This is a genomic window from Pseudoblastomonas marina (assembly GCF_034374265.1).
GTDB classification, from domain to species: Bacteria; Pseudomonadota; Alphaproteobacteria; order Sphingomonadales; family Sphingomonadaceae; genus Alteriqipengyuania_A; species Alteriqipengyuania_A marina.
This window is the reverse complement of record NZ_CP139718.1, coordinates 2,529,607-2,552,805: the sequence shown is the minus strand read 5'-3', so window position 1 is coordinate 2,552,805 and position 23,199 is coordinate 2,529,607. Positions and strand designations below refer to the sequence as shown.

General features: G+C 66.4%; 25 protein-coding genes. 14 read left to right on the top strand and 11 right to left on the bottom strand.

The genetic code is table 11. The features are described 5' to 3' along the window. Positions 1 to 134: 134 nt before the first annotated feature. Positions 135 to 1,667 (top strand): acyl-CoA synthetase, encoded by a 1,533-nt coding sequence (locus T8S45_RS12765; protein ID WP_322293998.1) that lies wholly within the window; start codon positions 135 to 137, stop codon positions 1,665 to 1,667. On the opposite strand, the gene T8S45_RS12760 is transcribed toward T8S45_RS12765, so the two are convergent. The 3 genes from T8S45_RS12760 to T8S45_RS12750 all read right to left on the bottom strand — a co-directional run bounded on the left by T8S45_RS12760 (position 1,668) and on the right by T8S45_RS12750 (position 3,803). After that, on the bottom strand, positions 1,668 to 2,300 hold the full coding sequence (locus tag T8S45_RS12760; RefSeq protein WP_322293997.1) for an NrsF family protein: 633 nt from the start codon (positions 2,298 to 2,300) through the stop codon (positions 1,668 to 1,670). It lies immediately after the preceding gene. A gap of 6 nt (positions 2,301 to 2,306) precedes the next feature. Beyond that, positions 2,307 to 2,831: a sigma-70 family RNA polymerase sigma factor gene (locus T8S45_RS12755; RefSeq protein WP_322293996.1), complete on the bottom strand. Its 525-nt coding sequence runs from the start codon at positions 2,829 to 2,831 to the stop codon at positions 2,307 to 2,309. A gap of 87 nt (positions 2,832 to 2,918) precedes the next feature. Further along, on the bottom strand, positions 2,919 to 3,803 hold the full coding sequence (locus tag T8S45_RS12750) for a UTP--glucose-1-phosphate uridylyltransferase (RefSeq protein WP_322293995.1): 885 nt from the start codon (positions 3,801 to 3,803) through the stop codon (positions 2,919 to 2,921). A 110-nt stretch (positions 3,804 to 3,913) separates the two neighbouring features. On the opposite strand from T8S45_RS12750, the gene murA reads away from it, so the two are divergent. Together murA and T8S45_RS12740 are read left to right on the top strand one after the other, a co-directional pair. Further along, positions 3,914 to 5,194: a UDP-N-acetylglucosamine 1-carboxyvinyltransferase gene (murA, locus tag T8S45_RS12745; RefSeq protein ID WP_322293994.1), complete on the top strand. Its 1,281-nt coding sequence runs from the start codon at positions 3,914 to 3,916 to the stop codon at positions 5,192 to 5,194. 58 nt (positions 5,195 to 5,252) lie between these two features. Next, complete coding sequence (locus T8S45_RS12740; RefSeq protein WP_308419690.1) at positions 5,253 to 5,489, top strand: hypothetical protein; 237 nt, start codon at positions 5,253 to 5,255, stop codon at positions 5,487 to 5,489. 17 nt (positions 5,490 to 5,506) lie between these two features. On the opposite strand, the gene T8S45_RS12735 is transcribed toward T8S45_RS12740, so the two are convergent. Next, positions 5,507 to 5,770, bottom strand: coding sequence for a ribbon-helix-helix domain-containing protein (locus T8S45_RS12735; RefSeq protein ID WP_188640825.1), 264 nt, complete (start codon positions 5,768 to 5,770; stop codon positions 5,507 to 5,509). Positions 5,771 to 5,880: 110 nt separating this feature from the next. Here T8S45_RS12735 and T8S45_RS12730 point away from each other — a divergent pair, with 110 nt between their 5' ends. Further along, complete coding sequence (locus T8S45_RS12730) at positions 5,881 to 6,780, top strand: cation diffusion facilitator family transporter (RefSeq protein WP_322293993.1); 900 nt, start codon at positions 5,881 to 5,883, stop codon at positions 6,778 to 6,780. Positions 6,781 to 6,852: 72 nt separating this feature from the next. Then, positions 6,853 to 8,241: a M24 family metallopeptidase gene (locus tag T8S45_RS12725; RefSeq protein ID WP_322293992.1), complete on the top strand. Its 1,389-nt coding sequence runs from the start codon at positions 6,853 to 6,855 to the stop codon at positions 8,239 to 8,241. Positions 8,242 to 8,278: 37 nt separating this feature from the next. On the opposite strand, the gene phbB is transcribed toward T8S45_RS12725, so the two are convergent. Next, entirely contained in the window at positions 8,279 to 9,001 is a 723-nt protein-coding gene (gene phbB, locus T8S45_RS12720) for an acetoacetyl-CoA reductase (protein WP_322293991.1), read from the bottom strand. Positions 9,002 to 9,153: 152 nt separating this feature from the next. Then, entirely contained in the window at positions 9,154 to 9,912 is a 759-nt protein-coding gene (locus tag T8S45_RS12715; RefSeq protein WP_188640821.1) for a hypothetical protein, read from the bottom strand. Between the two features lie 230 nt (positions 9,913 to 10,142). Here T8S45_RS12715 and T8S45_RS12710 point away from each other — a divergent pair, with 230 nt between their 5' ends. The 4 genes from T8S45_RS12710 to holA are packed head-to-tail and all read left to right on the top strand — an operon-like array spanning position 10,143 to position 14,660. Beyond that, a complete protein-coding gene (locus T8S45_RS12710; RefSeq protein WP_188640820.1) occupies positions 10,143 to 10,592 on the top strand; it encodes a DUF3576 domain-containing protein in 450 nt (149 codons plus the stop codon). Positions 10,593 to 10,618: 26 nt separating this feature from the next. Then, a complete protein-coding gene (gene leuS, locus T8S45_RS12705) occupies positions 10,619 to 13,147 on the top strand; it encodes a leucine--tRNA ligase (RefSeq protein WP_322293990.1) in 2,529 nt (842 codons plus the stop codon). Then, the gene (gene lptE, locus T8S45_RS12700; protein ID WP_322293989.1) at positions 13,147 to 13,632 is read left to right on the top strand and encodes an LPS assembly lipoprotein LptE; all 486 of its coding nucleotides are present in this window, start codon (positions 13,147 to 13,149) and stop codon (positions 13,630 to 13,632) included. The genes leuS and lptE overlap by 1 nt, the downstream gene beginning before the upstream one ends. Further along, complete coding sequence (gene holA / locus T8S45_RS12695; RefSeq protein ID WP_322293988.1) at positions 13,629 to 14,660, top strand: DNA polymerase III subunit delta; 1,032 nt, start codon at positions 13,629 to 13,631, stop codon at positions 14,658 to 14,660. The genes lptE and holA overlap by 4 nt, the downstream gene beginning before the upstream one ends. A gap of 55 nt (positions 14,661 to 14,715) precedes the next feature. Here the strand turns inward: holA and T8S45_RS12690 are convergent, their stop codons facing one another. From T8S45_RS12690 to T8S45_RS12680, 3 genes are read right to left on the bottom strand one after another with little or no spacing between them, the layout of a single operon-like run. Further along, positions 14,716 to 15,276 carry an LptA/OstA family protein gene (locus tag T8S45_RS12690; protein WP_322293987.1) on the bottom strand — a complete coding sequence of 187 codons (561 nt, stop codon included), beginning with the start codon at positions 15,274 to 15,276 and terminating at the stop codon, positions 14,716 to 14,718. Beyond that, on the bottom strand, positions 15,273 to 15,938 hold the full coding sequence (locus T8S45_RS12685; protein WP_322293986.1) for an LPS export ABC transporter periplasmic protein LptC: 666 nt from the start codon (positions 15,936 to 15,938) through the stop codon (positions 15,273 to 15,275). The genes T8S45_RS12690 and T8S45_RS12685 overlap by 4 nt, the downstream gene beginning before the upstream one ends. A gap of 15 nt (positions 15,939 to 15,953) precedes the next feature. Continuing rightward, positions 15,954 to 16,574 carry a ribonuclease D gene (locus tag T8S45_RS12680; protein WP_188640814.1) on the bottom strand — a complete coding sequence of 207 codons (621 nt, stop codon included), beginning with the start codon at positions 16,572 to 16,574 and terminating at the stop codon, positions 15,954 to 15,956. 89 nt (positions 16,575 to 16,663) lie between these two features. On the opposite strand from T8S45_RS12680, the gene T8S45_RS12675 reads away from it, so the two are divergent. Further along, on the top strand, positions 16,664 to 17,353 hold the full coding sequence (locus T8S45_RS12675) for a uracil-DNA glycosylase (RefSeq protein ID WP_188640813.1): 690 nt from the start codon (positions 16,664 to 16,666) through the stop codon (positions 17,351 to 17,353). Between the two features lie 65 nt (positions 17,354 to 17,418). On the opposite strand, the gene T8S45_RS12670 is transcribed toward T8S45_RS12675, so the two are convergent. After that, positions 17,419 to 18,531 (bottom strand): hypothetical protein, encoded by a 1,113-nt coding sequence (locus tag T8S45_RS12670; RefSeq protein ID WP_322293985.1) that lies wholly within the window; start codon positions 18,529 to 18,531, stop codon positions 17,419 to 17,421. A gap of 68 nt (positions 18,532 to 18,599) precedes the next feature. Then, a complete protein-coding gene (locus T8S45_RS12665) occupies positions 18,600 to 19,808 on the bottom strand; it encodes a TIGR04063 family PEP-CTERM/XrtA system glycosyltransferase (protein WP_188640811.1) in 1,209 nt (402 codons plus the stop codon). Positions 19,809 to 19,908: 100 nt separating this feature from the next. On the opposite strand from T8S45_RS12665, the gene T8S45_RS12660 reads away from it, so the two are divergent. The 4 genes from T8S45_RS12660 (at position 19,909) to T8S45_RS12645 (ending at position 23,197) form a co-directional block, all read left to right on the top strand. Next, positions 19,909 to 20,040 carry a hypothetical protein gene (locus T8S45_RS12660; protein WP_268235606.1) on the top strand — a complete coding sequence of 44 codons (132 nt, stop codon included), beginning with the start codon at positions 19,909 to 19,911 and terminating at the stop codon, positions 20,038 to 20,040. Then, positions 20,033 to 21,430 carry a putative O-glycosylation ligase, exosortase A system-associated gene (locus T8S45_RS12655; protein WP_322293984.1) on the top strand — a complete coding sequence of 466 codons (1,398 nt, stop codon included), beginning with the start codon at positions 20,033 to 20,035 and terminating at the stop codon, positions 21,428 to 21,430. The genes T8S45_RS12660 and T8S45_RS12655 overlap by 8 nt, the downstream gene beginning before the upstream one ends. Positions 21,431 to 21,499: 69 nt before the next feature. Then, the gene (locus tag T8S45_RS12650; protein WP_322293983.1) at positions 21,500 to 21,949 is read left to right on the top strand and encodes a MaoC family dehydratase; all 450 of its coding nucleotides are present in this window, start codon (positions 21,500 to 21,502) and stop codon (positions 21,947 to 21,949) included. A gap of 69 nt (positions 21,950 to 22,018) precedes the next feature. Continuing rightward, complete coding sequence (locus T8S45_RS12645; protein WP_322293982.1) at positions 22,019 to 23,197, top strand: acetyl-CoA C-acyltransferase; 1,179 nt, start codon at positions 22,019 to 22,021, stop codon at positions 23,195 to 23,197. Positions 23,198 to 23,199: the final 2 nt, after the last annotated feature.

Sequence of the window (23,199 nt, the reverse complement as noted above, 5' to 3'; positions counted from 1 at the left end):
GCTCGGCGCGACAAAGCCGCTTCCTCGATGAAGCGACAAGAGGCGACGGCAACCCCGTCGCCTTTTTGTTGCCCCCCTCCTTTTCCTTGCGCCGTTTAATCGCGCGGTTAAGCTCTCCCAAGAGGGAGAGAGACATGCATCCATCGGTTCACGCCGAAAGCCAGCCGGACAAGCCTGCGATCGTCATGGCCGCCACCGGCGAGGTCACGACCTATGCCGAGCTCGAGGCGCAATCGAACCGCGTCGCGCAATTGCTGCGCTCGCGCGACATCGGGATCGAGGATCCGGTCGCCGTCTGCCTCGACAACGATGCGCTGTATTTCCCGCTCGCCTGGGGCATCAATCGCGCTGGCGGGCTGATGGTGGCGATCTCGAACCGGCTGACCGCGACCGAGATCTGCTACATCCTCAAGGATAGCGGCGCGAAGCTGCTGTTCTGCACCGAGGCCCAGTCCGAGCTGTTCGATGCGGTGGCGCAGGAATGCGAGGCGGTGCCGCAATTGCGCGTCCGCGGCACGGGAGAGCGTGACCTTGCCGCTGCGCTGGCCGCAATGCCGCCAGAGCGGATCGCGGACGAGCGCGCCGGGGCCGACATGCTCTATTCCTCCGGAACGACAGGACAGCCCAAGGGCGTACGCTTGCCGCTGCCCGAAGAGCCCGAACTGACCGCGCCCAATGCGCTGGTCGGCCTTGCCAGCATGGCATTCGGGATCAAGTCCGACAGCGTCTACCTGTCGCCTGCACCGCTCTATCATGCGGCACCGCTGCGCTGGTCGATGACCGTGCAGCGGATCGGCGGCACGGTGGTGGTGATGGAGAAGTTCGACCCCGAGCGCGCGCTCGCCCTGATCGAGGAACACAAGGTCACCGATGCGCAATTCGTGCCGACCCATTTCGTCCGCATGCTCAAGCTGCCGACCGAGACCCGCGCAAAATGCGATGTCTCGAGCCTCAAATGCGCGATCCATGCGGCCGCGCCCTGTCCGATCCCGGTCAAGGAAGCGATGATCGAATGGTGGGGGCCGGTCCTGTTCGAATATTACGCAGGCACCGAGGGCAACGGGTTCACTTTCATCAATTCCGCCGACTGGCTCGAGCGCAAGGGCTCGGTCGGCAAGGCGCTGATCGGCACGATCCGAATCTGCGACGAGAACGGCGACGAGGTGCCGCGCGGCACCGAAGGACAGGTCTATTTTTCCGACGGCAAGCCGTTTTCCTACCACAACGACCCCGCCAAGACTGCCGAGGCCGCCAACAAGCACGGCTGGACTTCACTCGGCGATGTCGGATGGGAAGACGAGGACGGCTTCCTTTACCTCACCGATCGCAAGAGTTTCATGATCATCTCGGGCGGCGTGAACATCTACCCGCAGGAGGTCGAGAACCTGCTGGTAAGCCATGAAAAGGTCGCCGATGCCGCGGTGATCGGAGAACCGCACGACGATCTCGGCGAGCAGGTGATCGCGGTCGTCCAGCCGGTCGACATGGCGCTCGCGGGCAACGAGCTGGCCGACGAGCTCTGCGACTTCCTCGGCGAGGCGCTCAGCCGGGTGAAGATGCCACGGAGGATCGATTTCCGCGAAGAATTGCCGCGCGAGCCGACCGGCAAGCTCTACAAGCGCTTATTGCGCGACGAATATCGCGAGGCCGCGCAGGCCTCCGGCTGATCACCAGCGCAAGAATCGCGGTACGATGAGCCTCCCGGCGATCGCCGCCATGCCCAGCGCAGAACTGTACCACAGGCCGATATAGGTGACCGTGCTGCTCGGGCAGTGGATGTTGTAGGCCAGCAGCGCGAAGGCCCCGCTCGCAAAACCCACCAGCCAGCCGGTGCGCTCGGCATCGACCACCGCTCCACCGCGCAGCCAGGCGGTGAGCGGCGCACCGAGCACCATGCCGCCCAGCAAGCCGACGGCTACGCACATCCGCGCCGACGGTGCCTCGATGATGGCGCGCGAGATGCCCCCGTCGACGATCGCGAGTACACCCATCGAGAGCGGGAAGATCGCACCGAAGCCCAGCGCCCATTTCCATCCGTCGTGGTGGTTGCCGACACCGGGCCGCGCCGCCGAGACCGCCGCGGCGAGGGTCGCCGCGCCGATCAGCGCCAAGACGCCCGATCGGAGCAGGAAGATCGCCCGCGGCTCTCCCGCCCCCAGGTCGTCGCGAAGACCGAGCGTCATCACCGTACCGATCGCCAGAATCGTGGTCAGCGCCGCCATGGTGGTGGCGGGCCGCGTCGGGCGCAGCGGATCGACTGGCTCGAGATCGTCTACGAGGATTTCGATTACGGTACGCATGCTCAATCACTCTTCGATCAGGGCGGCCATTTTCTTCACGCCGCGATGGATGTTTACCTTGACCGCGCTTTCGCTCTGGCCGGTCCGCATTGCCGCTTCACGGATCGAGAGACCCTCGATCTTGACCAGCTGGATAGCGTCGTTCTGCTTTTCGCTGAGATGCGCCATCAGTCGCTCGAGGCTGACTGCGGCGGCAACCGCCTCGTCCTCTGCCGCGACGCTGGCGGTGTCGTCGTGCAGTTCGTCGGCGGCGTGGCGGTAGTCCTTGCGCAGGCGATCGATCCAGCGATAGCGCGCGATCGCAGCGAGCCACGGCAGGAAGGCGCGCGCCGGATCGTAGCTCGCCCGCTTGCGATGGATCGACAGCAGCACGTCCTGCACCAGCCCGTCCACCGCCTCGACCGCGATCTTCTGCGCATAGTACCGCCGCAGCCAGTCGCCGCATGCCTCGAGCAAGACCGCATAGGCGCGTTTGTCGCCCGCCTGGGCCGCCACCATCAACCTGCGCAGGGTGCCGTCGTCGGCCTTCATGCGTTTCGCTCCGCCATCGCCGCCGGGTTCGGACGCCGCTTGCGCCCGGTTACAGTCCCGCCATCGCGGTGACCGTTTCCCCGTCGGTCAGTCGCGTAGCAGGCGTTGCGCCATGGCGCGCACATCGGCACCCATATCCGCACGTTCGAGCGCGAGCGCGAGCGTCGCCTCGACGAAGCCGAGCTTGCTGCCGCAATCGAACCGGCGGCCGTCGAATTCGAGCGCATGGAAGGGCTGGTTGCCGATCATCGTCGCCATCGCGTCGGTCAGCTGGATCTCGCCGCCTGCGCCCTTTTCCTGCCTTTCGAGCGTGCGCATGACCTCGGGCTGGAGGATGTAGCGGCCCGACAGGATCCTGTTCGAAGGCGCCTTTTCGACCGGCGGCTTCTCGATCAGTCCGCGGACCTCGGTCAGTGCACCGTTCCGTTCGCCCGGGTCGATCACGCCGTAACTGGACACCTCGTCGCGAGGGACTTCGAGCACGGAGATGATGTTGCCACCGACTTCGCCATAGGCATCGACCATCTGCTTCATGCAACCGGCCCCGCCGTTGCGCGCAATCAGCAATTCGTCGGGCAGGAAGATCGCGAAGGGCTCGTCGCCGACGATTGCGCGCGCGCACCAGATCGCGTGGCCCAGCCCCATCGGGACTTGCTGGCGTACGGTGATGATGTCGCCCGGCGTAGCGCGGGTGGGGCCGAGCACGGACATGTCCTTTCCGCGCGCGGCCATCGTCGATTCGAGCTCGTAGGCAACGTCGAAATGCTCGACGATCGCAGTCTTGCCGCGCCCGGTGACGAAAATCATCTGCTCGATCCCCGCCTCGCGCGCCTCGTCGACCGCATACTGGATCAGCGGTCGATCGACGATCGGGAGCAATTCCTTCGGGATCGCCTTGGTCGCAGGGAGGAAGCGGGTGCCGAGCCCGGCTACGGGGAAGACGGCTTTCCTGATCGGCTTGAGACTGCTCATGCCTGCCTCGATAGCACCGGGAATATGACGCGCAAACGACACCTGCGCCAAAGCCGGCGGTCCGACGCACAACTTGCCGCGCGCACGATTCCCGCTAAAGCCTCGTCGCCATGGACAAACTGATCGTTACCGGCGGCAAGCGCCTCGAAGGAACCATTCCCATCTCGGGCGCGAAGAACGCCGCGCTCACCCTGATCCCCTGTGCGCTGCTGACCGAGGAACCGGTCACCCTGCGCAACCTGCCGCGGCTCGCCGATATCGACGGGTTCCAGCACCTGATGACGCAATTCGGCGTGGCGCACTCGATCGCCGGGCGACGACCGGAAGATTTCGGCCGCGTCGTCACGCTCGAGGCGACGCGGATTACCAACACCGTCGCGCCCTACGACCTCGTGCGCAAGATGCGTGCCTCGATCCTGGTGCTCGGCCCGATGCTTGCGCGGATGGGCGAAGCGACCGTCTCGCTTCCGGGCGGCTGCGCGATCGGCAACCGCCCGATCGACCTCCACCTCGAGGCATTGAAGGCGATCGGGGCCGAGATCGAGCTCGCGCAGGGCTATGTGAAGGCGCATGCCCCCGATGGCGGGCTTCCCGGCGGGGACTACGATTTCCCGATCGTGTCGGTCGGCGCGACCGAAAACGTGATCATGGCCGCGGCGCTCGCCAACGGCACCAGCAAGCTCGGCAATGTCGCGCGCGAACCCGAGATCGTCGACCTGTGCAACATGCTCGTCGCGATGGGCGCCGAGATCGAGGGAATCGGCTCGTCGGACCTCGTGATCCACGGGCAGAAGACCCTGAATGGCTGCACCTATTCGGTCATGCCCGACCGGATCGAAGCCGGGTCCTACGCCTGCGCCGCTGCGATCACCGGCGGCGAGGTGTTCCTGCAGAACGCACGTGCCGACGACATGAACGCGACGAGCCATGCGCTGCGCAATGCCGGCGTGACGGTCGAATACGAAAAGAAGGGCATCCGCATCTGCGCCGACAGGCCGCTCAATGCGGTCAACCTCACCACCGCGCCCTATCCCGGCCTCGCCACAGACATGCAGGCGCAGATGATGGCGATGCTGTGTCTCGCCAAGGGCACCAGCGTGCTGACCGAGACGATCTTCGAGAACCGCTACATGCACGTGCCCGAGCTGGCCCGGATGGGCGCCAATATCGAGGTGTCGGGCCGCACCGCCGTGGTCCACGGAGTCGACAAGCTGTCGGGCGCCGACGTGATGGCGACCGATCTTCGGGCTTCGATGAGCCTGGTCATCGCTGGCCTCGCCGCCGAAGGCGAGACGCAGGTCCGCCGCCTTTATCACCTCGATCGGGGTTACGAGCGGCTAGAGGAAAAGCTCGCGCTGGTCGGCGCGCAGGTCGAGCGCGTGGGCGATTGAGCGCGCGTCGTCGCCGGACCCCGAACGCGGTTCGCGCGTTGAAGGGAAAAGGAGGCAGATGATGGGACTTTTGAAACTCGCCGCGCTCGGGACGCTGGGCTATGTCGGCTACAAATTCTACGAGAAGCAGAAACTCGATCGCAACGGCGTCGCATTCGCCGACGGCGAACCCGAAGGCCAGTTCCGCAATGCCGGGCCCGAGTCGGTCGGCGACAAGCCCCGCCGCGCTTGGAACAAGACCGACGAGGAAAGCGACGAAAGCTTCCCCGCCAGCGATCCGCCCGCGAATTACTGATCGGGCAGGACCGAGATTCAGGAGGGCGGCGCTGCGGCGTCGCCCTTTTTCATATCCAGCACCAGCCACACCCGGATCGCGCTGGCGAGGCCGGGAGGCGTCTCGCTGGCGATGCGTTGTTCGTCTATCCGCGCGACCAGCGCGTTGATCGGCACATCCGCGCGCGCAGCGGCGTCTCGCAGCATGTCCCAGAATATTGGCTCGAGGCTGATCGAAGTCTTGTGCCCGGCGATCTCGACCGAGCGCTTGAGCGGCGGGTGATAGGATGACGGATCGGCCATGCGCCGATGCCTAGACCCGCCCGGGCCCGTGCGAAAGCCCTGCCACTTGCGCAGACAAGCCGGAGATACGCGGTTATGACACGTGCAGTTCGAACCGGAAGGACAGCGCATTGGGCGGCAATCACGCAGGTCACGATCACTCGCACGTACCGAAGAACGAGAAGAAGATCGCGATCGCCGCGGGGCTGACCGGGGCTTTCATGATCGCCGAGGTCGTCGGCGGGGTGGTGTCGGGCTCGCTCGCGCTGATCGCCGATGCCGGCCACATGCTGACCGATTTCGCGTCGCTGGTGCTCGCCTGGCTCGCCTTCCGCCTCGCGCGACGCCCGGCGGACTGGCAGCGGACCTACGGTTTCGACCGGTTCTCGGTGCTCGCGGCCTTCGTCAACGGGCTCTCGTTGTTCGCGATCGCCGCGTGGATCGTCTACGAGGCGATCGAGCGCCTGCGGGCGCCCGGCGAGGTGCTCGGCAGTCTGATGCTGTGGGTCGCGGTGGGCGGGCTCGTGGTCAACATCCTCGCCTTCATCGTCCTGACCCGCGGTGAAAGCGACAACCTCAACGTTCGCGCCGCCGCGCTGCATGTCGCGGGGGACCTGCTCGGCTCGATTGCCGCAATCGTCGCCTCGCTGGTCATCATCTTCACCGGCTGGACCCCGATCGACCCGCTGCTGTCGATGCTGGTGGTGCTGATCATCCTCCGCTCGGCTTGGGCGGTGGTGAAGGAAAGCGGGCATATCCTCCTCGAAGGCGCGCCCGACCATCTCGACCGGCGCGAGCTCGCCGAACGATTGATGCGGATCGACGGGGTCGAGCATGTCGGCCACATCCACGCCTGGTCGGTCACGCAGGAACGGCCGGTAATCACGCTCGAAATCACGACCGCCGCGGACCGCGACCCCGAGGCGATCAAGCGCGAGGCGAAGGGCATCCTGCGCGACGAATACCACGTCGATCACGCCACCGTCGAAATGCATTCGGGTGCGGCGCAGGGGGCGCGTGCCGATTGCTGAGCGGGATGCATTGACGCGATCGGCGCGAGTGACGAAGCAGTGGGCGACGGCTTGAGGGAAGGGAAACGCATCATGCACGCTTGGACGACACTGGCAGGCTCGGGCCTCGCACTGGCGCTGCTGGCCTCGGTCCCGGCCTCCGGCAACACGGCGCCGCAGGATCCCGCCCCGCCCATCCTTCCGATGAGCGAGGCCGAAGAGCCGCATCCCGACATGCCCGAGATCCTGCCGCTGCGCGATCGGGCGGAGGTAATCGACCGTATCCTCGCCGAGCGGCTCGAGACGATCATGCCCGTGATCATGCGCGAACAGGGCATCGATCTGTGGCTGCTGATGGCACGCGAATATTTCGAGGAGCCGGTGGTCGAGAGCATGCTCGACGCGCAGAGCATGGCGGCGCGGCGGCGGACGATCCTGATCTTCCACGATCCCGGCGACGGCCAGCCGATCGAACGGCTGACCGTGAGCCGCTACGGACTAGCGGGCCTGTTCGAGCCGAGCTGGGATCCTGCCGAGCAGCCCGACCAGTGGCAGGCGGTGGCCGAGATCATCGCCGCGCGCGATCCGGAGAAGATCGCGATCAACTTTTCGGACTTCCGCGCTTTCGGGGACGGGATGACGCTAAGCCAGTACCGGCTGTTCACCGCCGCGCTGCCAGAGCGCCTGCAAGGCCGGATCGTATCGGGCGAAGAGCTGGCGACCCGCTGGCTCGAGACTCGCACGCCTACCGAGCTGGCGATCTACCCGGGCATCGTCCGGATCGCGCATGCGATCATCGGCGAGGCGTTCTCACGCCAGGTGATCACCCCGGGCGAGACCACCGCCGACGACGTGCGCTGGTGGATGCGCGAGCGGCTCTCCCAGCACGGCCTCGAGCCGTGGTTCCATCCCTCGGTCGGGATCCAGCGTCGCGGCGAGGAAGGCATGCTGAGCGGCGATACGGTGATCCAGCCGGGCGATCTTCTATGGACCGATTTCGGGCTGACCTATCTGCGGTTAAACACCGATACGCAGCATCTCGCCTATGTCCTCCGTCCGGGCGAATCCGAAGCGCCCGAAGGGCTGCGCCGCGGCATGGCGAGCACCAACCGGGTGCGCGAATTGCTGGTCGATTCCTTCGTCCCCGGCGCGAGCGGCAATGTGATCTTGGCGGAGGCCCGCCGCAAGGCGCTGGCCGAAGGGCTCGACCCGTCGATCTATTCGCATCCGATCGGCCTCCATGGCCACGGCGCGGGCAGTGCGATCGGCTTCTGGGACAACCAGTCCGCCGATCCGCGCGGCGCGGGCCCGGTGCGCGCCGAAACCGCCTGGTCGATCGAGCTGACCTCCTATTCGCGAGTGCCCGAATGGGACGGCCAACGGGTCGATTTCCGCACCGAGGAAGACGCCTGGTTCGACGGCGAGACCGTCCGTTTTCTCGACGGACGGCAGACCGAGATCACGCTGATCCCGTCGAACTGACCTGACCTATCGCTACCGGCTGTCCGCCCCCGCCACCTCAATACATGTGCTGACCGCCATTGATGCTCATGGTCGAGCCGGTGACGAATTCGGCGTCGTCGCTGGTCAGGAAAGCTACGCCGCGGGCGATCTCCTCGGCGTGACCGAGCCGGCCGACGGGAATCTTGGCGACGATCTTTTCGAGCACCGGTTCGGGCACCGCGGCGACCATGTCAGTGTCGATATAGCCGGGCGCGATCGCGTTGACCGTGACGCCGTATTTCGCGCCTTCCTGCGCCAGCGCCTTGGTGAAACCGTGGATGCCGGACTTGGCTGCGGCGTAGTTCACCTGGCCGTATTGCCCCGCCTGCCCGTTGATCGAGCCGATATTGACGATGCGGCCCCATTTGCGCTCGCGCATGCCGGGGAAACAGGCCTTGGCCATGTTGAAGCAGCCACCGAGATTGACCCGCATGACCTCGTTCCAGTCGTCCCAGCTCATCCGGTGGAGCGTGCCGTCACGGGTGATCCCGGCATTGTTGACCACGATATCGATCTCGCCGTGATCCTGCGCGGCCTTCACGCAGCCGGCGAGACAGGCTTCGTGATCGCCGACATCCCATTTCGCGATCGCGATCCCGGTGCGATCCGAAAACGCCTTGGCGCGCTCGTCGTTACCGCAATAGTTCGCGACGACGGTCCGCCCCTGCTCCTTGAGCGCGAGGCTGATCGCCTCGCCGATGCCTCGGGTTCCGCCGGTAACGATAGCCACGCGCGCCATAATCCAGTCCTCTCCGCTTGCGACGGGGTATTCCCGCTTGTCGCACCAGTCGTGACGCTGCGGCGCGTTCGACGCAAGGGACTTTCGGTTGCGATGGCTGGGGTTGCCGAAGGAAAGCGGTCACGGACGGCAAGCGCCCGAACACAGGCGCGTCAGAATTTCAGCCTGGTCCCGACATAGACCGCCTGGTCATCCTTGAGCCCGCCGGTGATCGGCACCAGCCGTTCGCGATCGGCCTGCGTATAGCGCACGCCCGCGGTCACCGCGACCGAGCTCGACAGCCGATAGGAACCGCCGACATCGACCATTGCCTCGCCATCGCCGGTGAAGGTCCTCGGCGCACGGCCCGCCGATTGCTGTTCGTCGATCTGGAGACGCGTCGAAAAACGCGAGGAATCTTCCTTCGCGCCGGGCGAAAGCTTGAACGCCTGCAGGTCTGCGAGCGGCTGGTCGGCCGGGCGCGCGAGGCCGACAGCCCCGTCGGCCAGCCCCTTGGTACCGCGCGGCAGGGTGAGATTGTAAGCCGTCTGCGACATGCGCATCGGCGAGGCTGTGCCCGCCGCATCGGCGGCCGAGCGGACCTGCAAGGCGCGCGCCGTCGCGGCATCGAGCCGCACCGCCACGGCATTTGCGCGGCGCGAACCGGGCTCGCCGCGACCGGGGGTGACGTTGAAGAGATCCGAACCGCGCGAAGTGCGGGTCAGCGAACGCAGCATCACGGTGCGCGCATCGGCCGGATCGAGCACGTCCTCGGACAGCGAATCGAGCCCGCTCTGGGCCGAAGCCGCGACTCTCGCGGGATCGAAGCCGGCCGAGAACCCGAGGATCGCGCTCGGAATCGACAGCAGCGCGACCGCGCCGCCAAGCACGAGCATGCTGTTCGGACCACCGAGAATCGAGCCTTGGTTCATCGAATCCTTCCATCGAACCATGCCGCTGAGCGTCGCATTAACGCCGCAGTCAGGCGCGGAACGCTTTGCTTATAGCAGACGTGCGGCGCTGCGGAAAGTTTCCCTGCGCACGGCGCAGCAGCGATTCGGCGCGCCGCAACCCTTGCCGCGACCGCGCCCGGGACTATAGAGGCAGGGAACGTTGCCCGACGATGTGCGGGATCGACGCCACGACAAGACAGGATCGATACATGAGCCACCGGGCCATCACCCTTACCGCCAAATCCGCCCTGATCGGCATGTCCTCGCTCGCGCTGGTCGCCTGCGGCGGCGGACAGGATCGCCCCGCGGCCGATCTCGCCGCGTCGAACGTCACCACGATCGGCGTCAACGCCTATCTCTGGCGTGCCGCGCTCGACACGGTCGGGTTCGCGCCGCTGCTCCAGGCGGACAGCGCCGGCGGGGTGATCGTGACCGATTGGTACGCCAATCCGAACAATTCGGCCGAGCGGGTCAAGATCACCGTCTCGATCCTCGACCAGGACCTGCGCGCCGACGCGATTCGTGTCGCCGCCAGCCGCCAGGTCGCCGCCGGCGGCCAGTGGGTCGACGCCCCGGTCCAGGCCGCGACGATCCAGAAGCTCGAAGACATCATCCTGACCAAGGCCCGCGACCTGCGCCGCAGCGCCGTCGGGGGCTGACTTCCCGCGTCTTGGGGGCGCTTTGAATGACCGAACAATTCGATCCGTCCAGCGTCGACGGACATTGGCAAACCGTGTGGGAAGAGCGCGGCACCTTCCACGCCGACAGCGATAGCGACAAGCCCAAGAGCTACATCCTCGAGATGTTCCCCTATCCCAGCGGACGCATCCATATCGGGCACGTCCGCAATTACACGATGGGCGACGTGCTGGCGCGGTACAAGAAGATGCGCGGCCACGAAGTGCTCCACCCGATGGGGTGGGACGCGTTCGGCATGCCGGCCGAGAACGCCGCGATGGAAAAGGGCGTCCATCCGGGCGGCTGGACCCGCGACAACATCGCCAACATGAAGGCGCAGTTGAAGCGCCTGGGCTTCGCGCTCGACTGGACCCGCGAATTCGCCACCTGCGACCCCGAATATTACGGCCACGAACAGGCGCTGTTCCTCGACCTCTACGAAGCCGGCCTCGTCTACCGCAAGGAAAGCGCGGTCAACTGGGACCCGGTCGACATGACCGTGCTCGCCAACGAGCAGGTGATCGACGGCAAGGGCTGGCGCTCGGGTGCGGAAGTCGAGAAGCGCAAGCTCTCGCAATGGTTCCTCAAGATCACCGATTTCGCCGACGAACTCCTCGAGGGACTCGATCGCCTCGTCAAGTGGCCCGACAAGGTCCGGCTGATGCAGGAGAACTGGATCGGCAAGTCGCAGGGCCTCGAGTTCAGCTTCGACCTGTCGAACGGGACCAAGCTGCCGGTCTATACCACGCGGCCAGACACGATCTTCGGCGCGAGCTTCGTCGCCGTCGCGCCCGATCACCCGGTCGCGCAGAGCGTGATGCTCGGCAATCCCGAGGTCGAGAAATTCGTCGCCGAGTGCAAGAAGGGCGGCACCACGGCGGCCGAGGTCGAAACGGCCGAGAAGCTCGGGTACGACACCGGGATCACCGCGAAGCACCCTTTCACCGGGGCGGACCTTCCGGTGTTCATCGCGAATTTCGTGCTGATGGATTACGGCACCGGCGCGATCATGGCGGTGCCGGGCCACGACCAGCGCGATTTCGAATTCGCGACCAAGTACGGCCTGCCGATCCCGCGCGTCGTCGCGGCGAGTGCCGACGAGGCCGACAAGCCGTTCGGTGGGGAGGCCGAGGCCGGCGAAGGCGTGCTCGTCAATTCGTCCTTCCTCGACGGGATGGAGGTCGAGGCAGCCAAGGCCGAGGTCATCGCCCGCGCAGAGAATGGCGGCTGGGGCGAAGGCAAGACCGTGTGGCGCCTGCGCGACTGGGGCGTCAGCCGCCAGCGCTATTGGGGCACGCCGATCCCCTTCATCCATTGCGAGGCCTGCGGCATCGTGCCCGTGCCCAAGGATCAGCTGCCGGTCACCCTGCCCGAGGACGTCGACTTCGAGACCCCGGGCAACCCGCTTGAGCGCCATGCCACCTGGAAGCATGTCGACTGCCCCGGTTGCGGCGGCAAGGCGCAGCGCGAGACCGACACGCTCGACACCTTCGTCGATAGCTCGTGGTATTTCCTGCGCTTCGCGAGCCAGCCCGACGATCGCCCCTTCGACCCCGAAGAAATCGCCAAGTGGCTTCCGGTCGAACAATATATCGGCGGGATCGAGCATGCGATCCTGCACCTGCTCTACGCCCGCTTCTGGACCCGTGCACTCGCCCATTGTGGCAAGATCGAGGTGAAGGAACCGTTCGCCAGCCTGTTCACGCAGGGCATGGTGACGCACGAGACCTATTCGCGCGAAGTCGACGGTCGCACCGTCTATTATGCGCCCACCGAAGTGAGCCGCGAGGCAGAGCGCGCGACGCTGAACGACGATGGCGGCGAGGTAGATATCGGCCGCGTCATCAAGATGTCGAAATCGAAGAAGAACACGGTCGATCCGGATGCGATCGTCGACCAGTACGGCGCGGACGCGGTGCGCTGGTTCATGCTGTCGGACAGCCCGCCCGAACGCGACCTGCCGTGGTCGGCCGCGGGCATCGAGGGCTGCGGTCGATTCACCCAGCGGCTGTGGCGGCTGTTCGGGCAGTATGACGCCGCGGCTGAGGGCGAGGACAAGGATCTCGCGCGCAAGGGTGCGCAGACGGTGGCCGCGGTGGCCGACGATATCGAGGCGCTCGCCTTCAACAAGGCGGTCGCGCGGATCTACGAACTGACCGGCGCGGTCGAGAAGGCCAAGCCCTCGGCCACGCGCAGCGAGACGATCCGCCATCTAGCGCTGCTGGTCGGCCCGATGATGCCGCACCTCGCCGAACAGGCCTGGACGCAGATGGGCGTTGCCAAAGACGCAGGCGGACTGATCGCCGATGCCGCATGGCCCGAAGTGGACGAAGCGCTGCTGGTCGACGACGAGGTCACCATCGCGGTTCAGGTGAAGGGCAAATTGCGCGACACGCTGACCGCGCCGAAGGGCGCGCCGAAGGACGAGCTCGAAGCCATGGCGCTCGCATCCGAAAAGGTGCAGCGCTCGATCGACGGGGCCGAAGTGCGCAAGGTGATTGTCGTGCCCGACAGATTGGTGAATATCGTCGTCTGATGCGTTTCGTCGCCGCCCTGCTCCTCGCCTTCGCGCTCGCCTCCTGCGGGATGAAGCCGCTCTACGGCACCGAAAGCGGGGCGACGAAAGCGGGACTGGCCACGATCGAAGTTGCCGAGATCCCGGGCCGCGCCGGCTGGCTCGTCCGCAATGCCCTCAACGACCGGCTGAGCGCGGCGGGCAGCGAACTGCCGCGTTATCGCCTCGACGTGCGCCTCGACGACCGTCTCGAAGGGCTCGGCCTGCTGTCCGACGAATCGATCGGCCGCGAACGTCGCACCCTGCGTGCGCGCTACCAGCTGGTCGATCTCGCGAGCGACGAAATCGTGCTCGATGCGAGCGCCGAATACGATGCCGGGATCGATGTCGTGTCGAGCGACTACGCCACCATCGCGGCCGAGGAGACCGCGCTCGAAAACCTCGCGGTCGAGGTGGCAGACCGGATCGTGACCCGCGTGGCGCTCGCGCTGCGTAACGAGGAATGAAGGTCAAGTCGGGCGAATTCGCGCGCCGCGCCCCCCAACTGGCGCGCGATTGCCGCCTGTTCTTCCTCTGCGGACCCGACGAAGGCGGGGCCAGCGCCGCCGCCGACAAGCTGATCGCCGCACTGCCCGATGCCGGGGAGCGGATCGAGTTCTCGGGCAGCGAAGTGAAATCGGATCCGGTACGGATCGCCGATGAGGCGGTCTCGAGTTCGCTGTTCGGCGGATCACGCCACCTCTACCTTCGCGTCACCGGCGACGAAGCGAAGGACGCGCTCGAACTGATGCTCGACCAGGAGGAGGGCGCCGCGCCGGTGGTGATCGTCGCGCGCTCGGCCACCGACAAGTCCCGCACCGCCAAGCTGATAGAGAAGCGGGCCGACGGGGTGGTGACGATGTTCTACCCTCCCGACCTGCGCTCGCTCGCAGGCGAAGTCCGCCAGATGGCCGATGCCGCGGGCCTTCGCCTGCCCACCGCGCTGGCCGAGCGGATCGCCGGGGCGGTGCGGCTCGATGCAAGGCTTGCGCGCAGCGAGGTCGAGAAGCTCGCGCTATATCTCGATGCTTCACCGCAATCGCCCAAGAGCGTCGATGAGGCCGATTACGATGCGGTCTGTGCGGCGAGCGAGGATGACGGATTCAACCCGCTGGTCACGGCGGTGCTTTCGGGCAAGACCGACCGGCTCGCGCACGAGCTCGAGCGCTATCGCCAGACCGGCATGAACGCGGTCGGCGTGCTGCTCGCCTTCGAGCGCCGCGTGGCGCAGCTCGCCCAACTGGCCTCGCGGCTCGGCCCGCGCCAGTCGATCCCCGCCTTCATCGAGGCCGAAAGCCAGGCGCGGCGGGTGTTCTGGAAGGACAAGGCCGAGCTGACCGACCAGCTATCACGCTGGCGCGGCCCCGCGCTCGACCGGCTGGTGGGGCGGATGATGGAACTGCACCAGCAATTGCTCGCGCGCAGCCAGGATGGTGATGTGCTGCTGGCACAGGCGCTCACCCAGATCGCCCGGCACGCCGCGCGGGGGAGGTAGGAGCTCTTCGTCCGGCTGACGCCGGTGCGGTCTGGCGTCCGCCAGACCTCGGTGCTCAATCCCCGTCGGGCACCGTGAAGCTGCCACTCACCCGTCCATTGCTGGTGGTGGTCGCTGGACCGTCGGCAGAGCCGCTCGCGCCGCCTCCGATGCTCGAGACACCGCTGCGCAGGTCGATCGTGAGCCGCCCGCCATTCAGCGTATCGCCGCCGCGGCGCAGCGCTACTCCACCCGCCATGGTGATGATCCGGCGAGAGAAATCGTACACCGCGACCCCGCCACGTGCCGATTCGTTGCCGCGCGTCACCGTCACCCCGCCGGTCGCGGTGATGCGGTTGATCTGGAGCGATCCGGCGTCGGAATAATCGATGATCGTGCGCTGCGCGCGCATCGTAAGCCCGGCTTGGGTGATCACGACGTTGCCCGACAGCACCGCGCGATTGGCGCGGTCGTCGAGCGTGAAATTGTCGGCGTCGAATTCGACCGGGGCGTTCGAATTGTGCCCCGCGATAACCTGCGCGACGAGTTGCGGCGCGGCGAACATGGCAAGTGCCACGGCCGCGAATGCGAGCAGCGCGATACGCAGCGGGGCGGGAAGATAAAGGTGTTTGGTCATGGTGTCCTCAATCGGCCAGGGACCATTCGGAATTTCGCGCGGCCCGAAAGCCGGAGCGTGCGGGCCTGCAGGTCGACCCGCATCGAGCCGGCGCTGAAGGTACCGGCGGGAATCACGCCCGAGACACCACCGGTCCCGGTCACGATCTGGTCGATCAGGTCGATCGAAATCCCGGTGGCCGACAGCGTGTAGCCGTCGCTCGCGGTAAAGCGGACCGTGCCGTCGACGTCGACGCGGCTGTCCTCGATATCGAACAGCGCGTCGGGCGCGGAAAGCTCGGCCGGGCCGTCATCGAGCAGGATCTTGGCGACCAGCCCGCGCATCTCGACCTCAGGCACAGTGGCGCTGCGTTGAGAGGCACTTTCAGCCACTAGCGAGAAGGGCCGATTCTGCGCGTCGGCCCCGCGATAGATCGCATCCTCGACCCGCAGCCGCTGGTCGGTCACGGCGACCTTGTTGCGATCGAGCAGGAAGCTGATCTCGTTGCGCGGCGCGATCGGCGACAGGATCATCACCGCGGCCACCGCTCCGGCGGCGGCGGGCAATGCCCAGCCGAGCAGCTTGACCAGCCGATCGTGGAATCCGCCCGGCTGCGCCCATTCCTGGCGCGCGGCGCGGGCGCGATCGGCGGCGCGGCTGGAAGAGGCGACCGCGCGCGCCATCAGGAGCGGGCGTTCCTAGGCATGGCTGAAGATGTCGTGATCGTCCCAGCCCATGTAATCGAGCCGCGCTCGGGTGGGCAGGAAGTCGAAACAGGCCTGCGCGATCTCGGTGCGACCTTCGCGTTCGAGCCGTTCGACCATCACGCGGTGGAGTTCGTGCAGGAAGCGCACGTCGGAGGCAGCGTATTCGCGCTGCGCCTCGTTGATCTCGGGCGCGCCCCAGTCCGAGCTTTGCTGCTGCTTCGAGATCTCGTGATCGGTGAAATCGCTAACCAGCATCTTGAGCCCGTGGCGATCGGTGTAGGTCCGCGTCAGCTTGCTCGCTATCTTGGTGCAGAACACCGGCGCGGCGGTGACGCCGAGATAATACTCGATCGCTGCGAGATCGAAGCGCGCGAAGTGATAGAGCTTCACCCGGCTCGTATCGCCGAGCACCTTCTTGAGGTTCGGCGCATCGTAGGAACTGCCCGGCTTGAAGCGGACGAGATGCTCGTCGCCGCTGCCGTCGCTGATCTGGACCACACACAGCCGGTCGCGGCGGGTGATCAGGCCCATCGTCTCGGTATCGACCGCGAGCGGGCCGGTGCCTTCGAGGACGCCTTCGGGGAGGTCTTCTTCATGAAAGTGAATAGCCATATGGGGGTGGCCCTACGCCCTGCCTTTTCCGCAGGCAAGCACGAGCGCGCGCTGGCGATGGCCGGAAACGAGGGGTATTCCCTAACAGCATGGGACAGGAACAGATCCCCGCCAGCTGGGCCCCGGTCCTCGAACCGGTGCTCGCGACCCCGCAAGCGCGACGGCTTGGCGGATGGCTCGCGGCGGAAGAGCAGGCGGGCAAGACCATCTATCCGCCGCGCGGACAGCGCCTCGCCGCACTCGACTTCACGCCTCACGACGAGGTGCGCGTGGTGATCCTCGGGCAGGACCCCTATCACGGCCCCGGCCAGGCGCACGGACTTGCCTTTTCGGTGCCGGAAGGTGTCGCGCTGCCGCCGAGCCTGCGTAACATCTACAAGGAGCTCGCCGACGATCTCGGCGTCGCGCCGCCCGCCACCGGATCGCTCGAGCACTGGGCCCGGCAGGGAGTGCTGCTGCTCAACAATTCGCTCACCGTCGAACAGGCGCAGGCGGGAAGCCATGCGGGCAAGGGCTGGGACGCGATCACCGATGCGGTGGTGGCTGCGGTTGCCCGATCGGACCGGCCGACCGCGTTCATCCTCTGGGGCGGCCATGCGCAGGGCAAGGCAGCGCGCATCGATGCGCTGCGCGAGGACGGACCGCACCTCGTGCTCAGGTCGCCCCACCCGAGCCCGCTGTCGGCCCATCGCGGGTTCTTCGGGTCGAAACCCTTCAGCCGTACCAATGCTTTTCTCGAAGCGCACGGCCGCGGGACGATCGACTGGGGCGCGCCATGACTGAAGCGGCTGGCGGACGATCCCGGCGTGGCGCGCTGTGTCAAGCGCGCCGATAGCGGAGGAGGCTAGGCCGCGCCGCCCATATTGCGCAGGTCCGACAGCGCATCGCGAATCTGGTCGGCATCGGGCGTCGCACTCTCATTGGCGGGCGCGGTGCGGGCGTGGACCCGGCGCAGGCGCTCGAGACCCGGGCTGTTGACGGCGGTGCTGGCCCCGCCCACCGCGCCGCGAGGCCGTAAGCTGGCAGGGGGGTGCGGGTTCTTCGCTATTGCCTTCGCAAGGCGTTCGGTGAGCTGCAGGTAGGAGAGCTTGCCGAGGTCTTCGTCCTCGACGGTCGGCGCCGGTACAGTCTCGGTCGACGGGTCGATAGGCTTGGGCGCGGGCTCGGAATCATTGGCGAAGCGGGTTGGCAGGCCGTGCTGCGCGAGGCGGGCGGCATCGATCGCATGGACATTGCTCGGAAGCGGCGGCGAGCCTGCGAAATCGGGCGCTACGTCCTCTTCCTCTTCGCGCTGGTGATCCTCGGTCGGGCCGTCGGTGGCGCGCAGGTCGACGAGCGGATGATCGCTCGTCGGCGCGTCCGCTTGCTCGATTTCGTCGTGTTCCGGCTCCCCGACCTCGACCGGGGCGATCCCGGCATCGGGCCCGAGTTCGTCGAACACCGAGAACGGTGCGCGCGGCGCATTGCTGTCGACGGGCCGGTCGGGCGATTCACTGCGCAAGAACGGCGCGAGTGCATCGGGATCGGGTGTCTCGATCGGTTCGGGGTCGGTCCCGACGATCGCAATCTCGGGTTCGGATTCCTCCTCCGGCTCCGAATCGGTCGCGAACGCGTCGCAAAGGCCATCGGTCACGATTGCCTCGCTATCGGCCTCCTCCGCGATCGGCGTTTCGGCGCCGTGTTCGGGCGACTTGGCCCGCACCAGCATCGCGGCGAGCGCGAGGCCGAGCAACGATCCCACGCCGCAGGCCGCGAGGGCCAGCAGGACGCGCGCGGTCGAACCGAGCGGCGGACGGGCGGCGGCGAGATATTCGGGCAGTCCGGTCGCGATCACCCAGGATTCGAGCGTCGGCTTGCCGATCACGAGGCTGCACAGCCCGAAGGTGGCACCGAACCACATCGTCACCAGCGCCGGAAACAGCGGGTGTTGCGTGATGCTCCTGGTCGATCCTGCCATTGCCTGCCCCTTCCTGTCGCATTCCCGGCGCGCCCCTGTCGCGAGTCGGAAATACCGGATGAATCCTCTTACCTTGCCTTACTGGCTAAAAGACTATGGTAAATTTTTTCGTAACGGGCGGCATTCTTCGCCCAGTCGTGGTGTGCACGCACATAAGCCTTGCCGGCCGCGCGCAGGGCGGGCCAGGTCTCGCGGTGGTCGAGCAGTCCCGAGAGGGCTTCGGCGCACGCCTCGGGCGAATCGGGCGCGAACAGCGCGCCCGTCACACCATCCTCCACCAGTTCGCGGTGCCCGCCGACCGATGAAGCGGCGACGATCTTGTCCTGCGCCATTGCCTCGAGGGGCTTCAGGGGGGTGACGAGGTCGGTCAGCCGGCTGCTCTTGCGCGGATAGGCCATGATATCGGCGAGCGCGTAGTAACGTGGCACCTCTGCGTGCGGCACGCGCCCGACGAAGCGGATCGCCTCGGCGGCGGGCGAGGCCGCCGCTTGCGCTTCGAGCGCGGCGGCGCGCGGGCCCCCACCGACCAGCAGCAGCCGCGCATCGGGATGCTTCGCCAGCAGCCAGCGCATCGCGTCGATCAGCGTATCGAGGCCTTCATAATCGTAGAAGCTACCTATGAAGGCGATCACGGGCCCATCGCCCAGTTCGAGCTTGTCGCGCAAACCCGGGTCGGGCGCGGCCGCCTCTCCGAACAGCGACAGGTCGACCCCATTGGGCACGACGTCGATCTTGTCGCGGTCATAGCCGCGCTTCGACAAGTCCCCGCGCAGCCCCTCGCAGATCGTCACCACCCGGTCGGCCGCGGCGACCACGCGGTTCTCGAGCTCGCGGGTGAGGTAGTATTTAGGGCTGCCCTCTCGCCCGGTCAGGTTCCCGACCGAGGCATCCTCCCAGAAGGCGCGGATCTCGTAGACGAAGGGCAGGCCGCGCGCGGCCGCGACGCGCTGGGTCGCGCTGCCGCACAGGGCCGGCGAATGCGCATGCAGGATATCGGGCCGCCACTCGTCGCACACCTCGCCAATCACCCGCGCGAGGGCCGAGATCTCGCGCCATTCGCGCCACAATGGCGGTCCGGCCGACGTCCCCGGCGTGCGATGGAAATAGAGACCCTCGATCGCTTCCTCGGCAGGTCCCTCGAGCGAATGGCGCCGCCCGGTCACTGCGCGCACGTCGAGCCCGAGATTCTGCTGGCCCTTCAGTATCGCGCGCGTGCGGAACGTATACCCGCTGTGCAGCGGCAGCGAATGATCCAGAATGTGGAGCACGCGGGTCATCGCACTATGCTAGGGCCCAAACCTTAAGGGCGCATCAACCAAAAGCGGTTATCGCACATCTCGCGCTGGGCTCCGAACAGGCCGGAGGAGGGACGAAACCATGGTAAACATCGCGACCCTCATCCTCACTCATGGGCTGATGGTGGTAATGGTCTGGCGACTGGTCTTCCGCGACGATCTCGATTCCGATCCGCCGACCGGAGGCGAAGACGGAGAACCCGGCGGTGCTTAGCAGCCTGTTCCTCACGGCCTTCCTGCTGATCGTCTTCGCGCTGGGGCTGAGGCGGCCATTCCTGTGGGTGCTGGTCTATCTTTACATCGATATCGTCGCCCCGCAGAAGATCGCCTGGTCGATCCTGCCCTCGATCCCGGTGTCGCTGATCGCATTCGTGCTCGCCTTCGGCGGCTGGTTGGCGTTCGACGACAAGCGGGATTCGCGCTTCGGCCTGCGCCAGTTCCTGATGGTGGTGTTGCTCGGATATTGCGGGATGACGACGATCCTCGCCGAATTCCCCGATTCGGCGTGGGACAAATGGGCGTGGGTGTGGAAGGCCCTGCTGTTCGCGACCTTCCTGCCGCTGACGATGCGCACCCGACTGCGGATCGAGGCGGTGGTGCTGTTCCTCGTCCTCTCGGTCTCCGTCATCGTCATCAATGGCGGCGTGAAAACGGTGCTCGGCGGCGGCGGTTACGGTGTGCTCCACCTCCTCGTCGACGACAATACCGGGCTCTACGAGGGCTCGATCATCTCGGCGGTCGCGGTGTCGATGATCCCCCTGGTGCTTTGGCTGGCCAAGCATGGCACGATATTCCCCAGCGACTGGCGAGTGAAGCTGTTCGCGGCCGGGCTGGTGTTTTCCTGCCTGCTGATCCCGATCGGGACCTCGGCGCGGACCGGCCTCGTCTGCATGGCGGTGCTCGGCCTGATCGTCCTTCTCCAGATGCAGCGCCGCGTGCTCTATGCCGCGATGATGGGTCTGGGCCTGCTGATCGCACTCCCGTTCCTTCCGTCGAGCTTCACCGACCGGATGGGCACGATCCAGAACTACCAGTCCGATCAATCCGCCTCGACCAGGATAATGGTGTGGAAGTGGACGGTCGACTACGTGATCGAGAATCCGATGGGCGGGGGCTTCGACGCCTATCGCGGCAACAGCTTCACCTACGACACGCGCGAGGTCGAACAGAGCGGTCCGTCCACCGTCGTCACCACCACCGAGATCACCGAGGAATCGCGCGCTTATCATTCCTCCTATTTCGAGATGCTCGGCGAACAGGGCTGGTTCGGCCTGTTCATCTGGCTGCTGCTGCAGGCGCTCGGCATCATCCACATGCAGCGCCTCCGGCGCGAGTGGCGCCGCGCGCACGAGGAAGGGGCACCCCATGGATGGATTTCTCCGCTCGCCTTCGCGCTGCAGCAGACGCAGATCGTGTTCCTGGCCGGCGCGGCCTTCGTCGGGATCGCCTACCAGCCCTTCATCCTGATCGTGATCGGGATCCAGTGCGCGCTGTGGAGCTATGCCAAGCGGATCCGTGGCGAAGCGGTGCCGGTCCGCACCGCGCTGCGTCCGAGCCAGCAGCAGGGGCTCGGCGGGGCGCCCGGAGCCTTCACCTCCGCGTAATTCGCATTGCACAACCCGCGCGGCCACGCCTATGGCCCTTGCGACAAAACCAGTTGCGAGGAGAAACCGATGGGCCCCGAAGAATTGCAGGCAAAGACCGGCGAGCAGCTCGGCACCAGCGAATGGGTCGAGATGAGCCAGGAACGTATCAACCAGTTCGCCGAAGCGACGGGCGACCACCAGTTCATCCACGTCAATGAGGAAGCGGCCAAGATGACGCCGTTCGGCGGCACCATCGCGCACGGCTTCCTGACGCTGTCGATGATCCCCTACCTCACCGCCAACAGCGACGTGCCGCGGCTCGACGGGATCAAGATGGCGGTCAATTACGGGGGCAACAAGACGCGCTTCATCAATCCGGTCCGTTCGGGCAAGCGCATCCGCGCCCATTACAAGCAGCTCGAAATGGTCGAGAAGCGCCCCGGCCAGTGGCAGCAGACCAACGAGATCACGATCGAGATCGAGGGCGAGGACAAGCCCGCTTTGATCTGCGAATGGATGACGATGTATTTCGTCTGATCCGCCGCAAGGCCTGACATAAGCTGACAAGGACCCTGGCCTTGGCCGGGGCGACGAAGGAAGAAAATCATGCGCGACGCAGTCATCGTTTCCACCGCCCGCACCGGCATGGGCAAGGCCTACAAGGGTGCCTTCAATTCGACCCCGGGCGCGACGCTCGGTGCCTATGCCCTCAAGCCCGCGATCGAACGCGCCGGGATCGATCCGGGCGAGGTCGACGACGTGCTGTGGGGTGCCGCGCTCCAGCAGGGTGCGCAGGCCGGCAATCTGGGTCGCCAGGTCGCGCTGCGCGCAGGCTGCCCGATCGGTGTTTCGGGCATGACGCTCGACCGCCAGTGCTCGAGCGGCCTGATGAGCATCGCGACCGCCGCCAAGCAGGTGGTGATGGACCGGATGAACATCGTGGCTGCCGGCGGGCAGGAATCGATCAGCCTCGTCCAGACCCCCGAAATGCGGGTCATGCCCGACCCCGAACTGATGGGCATGCACGGCGCGATCTACATGCCGATGCTGCAGACGGCCGAGACGGTCGCCAAACGCTACGGCATCAGCCGCGAGGCGCAGGACGAATACGCGCTGCAATCGCAGCAGCGCACCGCCGCGGCACAGGAAAACGGCATTTTCGACGACGAGATCGTCTCGGTCTCGACCACCCACAAGGTGAAGGACAAGGAAACCGGCGAAGTCTCGGACCAGGACGTCACCATCGCCAAGGACGAGGGCAACCGCCCCTCGACCACGCTCGAAGGCCTCGCCTCGCTCCAGCCGGTGCTCGGCCCCGACACCACGATCACCGCCGGCAATGCCAGCCAGCTGTCGGACGGCTCGGCCGCGGTGGTCGTGATGGAAGCCAAGGAAGCCGAGAAGCGCGGGCTCCAGCCGCTCGGCCGTTATGTCGGCATGGCGGTCGCGGGCACCGAGCCCGACGAGATGGGCATTGGCCCGATCTTCGCGATCCCCAAGCTGCTCGAGCGCTTCGACAAGAAGATCGACGATATCGATCTGTGGGAATTGAACGAGGCCTTCGCGGTGCAGGTGCTCTATTGCCGCGACAAGCTCGGCATCGACAACGACAAGCTCAACGTCAACGGGGGCTCGATCTCGATCGGCCACCCCTACGGCATGACCGGTGCACGCTGCGTCGGCCACGCGCTGCGCGAAGGCCAGCGCCGCGGATCGAAGTTCGTCGTCGTGACGATGTGCGTCGGTGGCGGCATGGGCGCGGCCGGCCTGTTCGAGGTCTTCTGAGG